Raw genomic sequence first — 3284 nt, 5'->3', positions numbered from 1 at the left:
CCCAAGAAGTACAATAAAAAAGATATTGATTGACATTTATATCCAGAGGCTTAAAAATTTTTCTTCTTCACCGTTACGTCGGATGACTTTTTCAATCATTTCACGCACACACGCATCGCCACCATGTCTATCAAGCACTTCGGCAAAACTTTTCAGATACTCAGAACCATCTTGCGGAGTGTACGCTTGACCAGCCCATTGGAGAAGGTTATAATCGTTTAGATCATCCCCTATCACAGCAACTTCATGTGGTTCGATTCCCAACTCTGAGCACATGGTGATGGCTACGGAGCGTTTATCTTTGACTCCTTGATACAAATGTGCGATATCAAGCTCTTTGGCACGATGAGCGACGATAGAGGAGTCTCGTCCTGTGATGATCGCAGCCGTGTGACCCATTTTCACCCATGCTTTTATGGCAAACCCATCTTTGACATTAAAGTTTTTGAGTTCTAACCCATCAGCAGTATAGATAATCTTTCCATCGCTCATACACCCATCGACATCTAAAATCAGGAGTTTAATCATAAAACACCTTTGGTGCTTGGAACACCGGCACGATCGTTTCGTGCCAACGCACGTCGAAGTGCTACGGCAAGAGATTTGAATGCCGCCTCAATGATATGGTGTTTGTTTTTACCGCGAACCATAATAATATGGGCTGTTATCCCCGCATTAAAGGTAACCGCACGGAAAAATTCTTCTGCCAACTCAGCATCGAATGTACCGATTTTTCCTGATACCGGAACATCATAAATCAGAAACGGTCGATTACTCAAATCCAAATCACAGCTGACTGCCGCTTCATCCATTACGATCGTTGCACTGCCAAATCGTTCTACCTTTTCAATCGGATAGATTGCTTCTCGAAGTGCTTGTCCTAAAACAATCCCGATATCCTCGACGCTATGGTGATCGTCAATATGAACATCACCATCGCACATTATCATCAAATCGATTTGAGCATGTTTTGTGAAACTCTCTAGCATGTGATCCAAAAAGCCCACTTTAGTCGAAATCGAGCTCTTCCCTTCTCCTGCAATAGCAAGCGTGAGATCGATGTCGGTCTCTTTAGTTGTACGTTTTTTTTGGATCATCTTATTCCCTTATGATAAACGAGCCTTCAAAATAGCCTCGTGAAATAAAATCGCGCGCTTCAGCTTCACTTTTAAATCCACCGAGCCAAACACGAAATAGTCGTTTGTTATTATACTCTGTATCTTTGATAATTGCCGAATAGCCGTTATAGGAAGCATACTTTTGTTTTGTACTCATCGCCCCCTCAAAGCGCTCAAATGAGCCGATTTGAACAAAAAATGAAGTTAATATTGATTGTTTCGGTCCTTTTGCTAAACTGGTCATATCGATGGTTCTCATTGAACTCGGTTCAAATCCAAGTACCTCCAAAAGAACCGGTGCTGTTCCTTTTTTATCGACACCGACAGCACTCGCCGCCGCATAAGAAAGATCGATAATACGACTTTCAATAAACGGTCCTCGATCATTGATACGGACAATAGTTTGTGCATTATTTTCGGTATTAGTCACTCTCACAACAGTATTCATCGGCAATGTTTTATGTGCGGCTGTCATCGCATACATATCGTACCCCTCACCGTTACTGGTCGATTTACCATGAAAGTTTGGACCATACCAACTCGCCCGCCCGCTAAAAGTATCTCCAACACTCACTACTGTCGGATAATACTCTTTTCCCATTACCGTATAAGGGCGCATTGTTGCATGTAATTCACCATTTGGCTTATAAATACTAGATGCATTTATCGCAAGAATTTCTGAAGGATATTTTTGAGAAGTTTTCATTGGTTGATACGAATAAGAACCAGTCTTTGTTGTGCATCCACCTAAAATTATTGTGGTTAGCACTAAAAAAGTTCTAATCATCAATTTTTATTTCCTCACCTTCTTTTAGTATATTATTTGAAAAAGGATTATTATTTTTAAGTTGTTCAAGCGTCAAATTATACAATTGTGCGACTGAAATAAGGGTTTCTCCTGATTTAACGGTATGAAATCGGCTGTTTTTCAAAAATGGTTTGTTGATAGGGATCTTTATTCGTCGGTTAAGATTTTTTCCTTCTTTCTCACCAATCATATTTTCTATCATAATGGATGTTTTTGGAACGTTGTAACGACGTGAGAGCTGTTCGAGCGTTTCATCCGATTTGACACGATGCATAACAAAATACCCTTGTAGATCTTTGGTTCTAAATTTTTGACGAAAATCATCCAATTTATTTTTGGGGATATAAACCGGATAATCTTGCGTATTCGGTGGCGTGATTCCTTTTTTAAGATGGGTGTTTAGTCGGACAAGATTTTTTTTAGGCATTTCTAAAACCGCTGCAATGCGGTCAATATCTTCTCCCTCAGGTAAATAAATAGTTGCTACTGGATTTTCATGAGATCCGTTTAATAAGAGATCGTATTGTATTTGTGATATAAAAAGCTCATCCGTTGCCAACAAAGAGAGGGCCACGATTTTACGAATATAATTTCGACTCTCTTTGGGGAGCAAACCTCTCTTTGGATCAGTCAAAATGTGGATATCATCCGTTCCTGCTTTTCTGATCGCTTTAGCGAGTCTGCCATCTCCACAGTTATAGGCGATAAGTGCCAAATACCATTTACCGAATTTCTTTTTCAATGTACTTAAATAAGCAATTGCAGCACGTGTTGATTTTACGTGATCTCGTCGCTCATCCACATACTGATTAACCTGAAGCCCATGTAATTTTCCTGTCCTCTCCATAAACTGCCACAATCCTGCCGCACCGCGAGAAGATGATGTCTCTACTTTTAGCTGTGATTCAACTAAAGCTACAAATAAAAATTCACTCGGTAAATCAGATTGCGCAATAAGCGAAGAAAGCATTGGGATAAAAACATCAGCATTTTCAGATGAGTCTGCAAAACCGTTCAACGTACATTCACGTTTTTTTTGTGCGTACATATCGTGGAGATAGGGATCTTTGAGATAAGTAGGAGGGATATCAAGATGATTTAATACTTCAATTTTTTTTCGATCATTAAGATCAAATCCTATGGAATAAGCATACAAGGGAAATAATAAAATAAATGATAATAGATGTCTCATACCTCCTCCATGGAACTATCCTAAACCAAATAGATTTCGTGCATTTCGGGTTGTCAAAGACTCGATAGACTCCACATTCATCCTTAACAACTCTCCCATTTTATCGGCAACAAAACGAGTATAAGAGGGTTCATTACGGCTACCACGGTGAGGATGGGGAGTGAGG

General features: G+C 39.7%; 5 protein-coding genes. All 5 read right to left on the bottom strand.

Going from position 1 to position 3284, the window contains the following annotated elements:
- Window positions 1-36: 36 nt before the first annotated feature.
- Window positions 37-528 (bottom strand): KdsC family phosphatase, encoded by a 492-nt coding sequence (locus WA010_RS10735; protein ID WP_422557109.1) that lies wholly within the window; start codon window positions 526-528, stop codon window positions 37-39.
- Window positions 525-1097: an imidazoleglycerol-phosphate dehydratase HisB gene (gene hisB, locus WA010_RS10730; RefSeq protein ID WP_422557108.1), complete on the bottom strand. Its 573-nt coding sequence runs from the start codon at window positions 1095-1097 to the stop codon at window positions 525-527. The genes WA010_RS10735 and hisB overlap by 4 nt, the downstream gene beginning before the upstream one ends.
- Window position 1098: 1 nt before the next feature.
- Window positions 1099-1824 carry a septal ring lytic transglycosylase RlpA family protein gene (locus tag WA010_RS10725; protein ID WP_422557107.1) on the bottom strand — a complete coding sequence of 242 codons (726 nt, stop codon included), beginning with the start codon at window positions 1822-1824 and terminating at the stop codon, window positions 1099-1101.
- 73 nt (window positions 1825-1897) lie between these two features.
- On the bottom strand, window positions 1898-3118 hold the full coding sequence (locus tag WA010_RS10720) for a transglycosylase SLT domain-containing protein (RefSeq protein WP_422557106.1): 1221 nt from the start codon (window positions 3116-3118) through the stop codon (window positions 1898-1900).
- A 15-nt stretch (window positions 3119-3133) separates the two neighbouring features.
- Window positions 3134-3284: TatD family hydrolase (locus WA010_RS10715; RefSeq protein WP_422557110.1), on the bottom strand; the 151-nt coding region annotated here is incomplete at its 5' end.

The sequence above is a fragment of the Sulfuricurvum sp. genome (genome assembly GCF_049305995.1).
Taxonomy (GTDB): Bacteria; Campylobacterota; Campylobacteria; order Campylobacterales; family Sulfurimonadaceae; genus Sulfuricurvum.
This window is presented reverse-complemented; position numbering and strand designations above follow the sequence as displayed.

Bases quoted from the DNA above. Each gene is read 5' to 3' on its own strand.
- WA010_RS10735 (WP_422557109.1), bottom strand. From the start codon at position 528: ATGATTAAACTCCTGATTTTAGATGTCGATGGGTGTATGAGCGATGGA.
- hisB (WP_422557108.1), bottom strand. From the start codon at position 1,097: ATGATCCAAAAAAAACGTACAACTAAAGAGACCGACATCGATCTCACG.
- WA010_RS10725 (WP_422557107.1), bottom strand. From the start codon at position 1,824: ATGAAAACTTCTCAAAAATATCCTTCAGAAATTCTTGCGATAAATGCA.
- WA010_RS10720 (WP_422557106.1), bottom strand. From the start codon at position 3,118: ATGAGACATCTATTATCATTTATTTTATTATTTCCCTTGTATGCTTAT.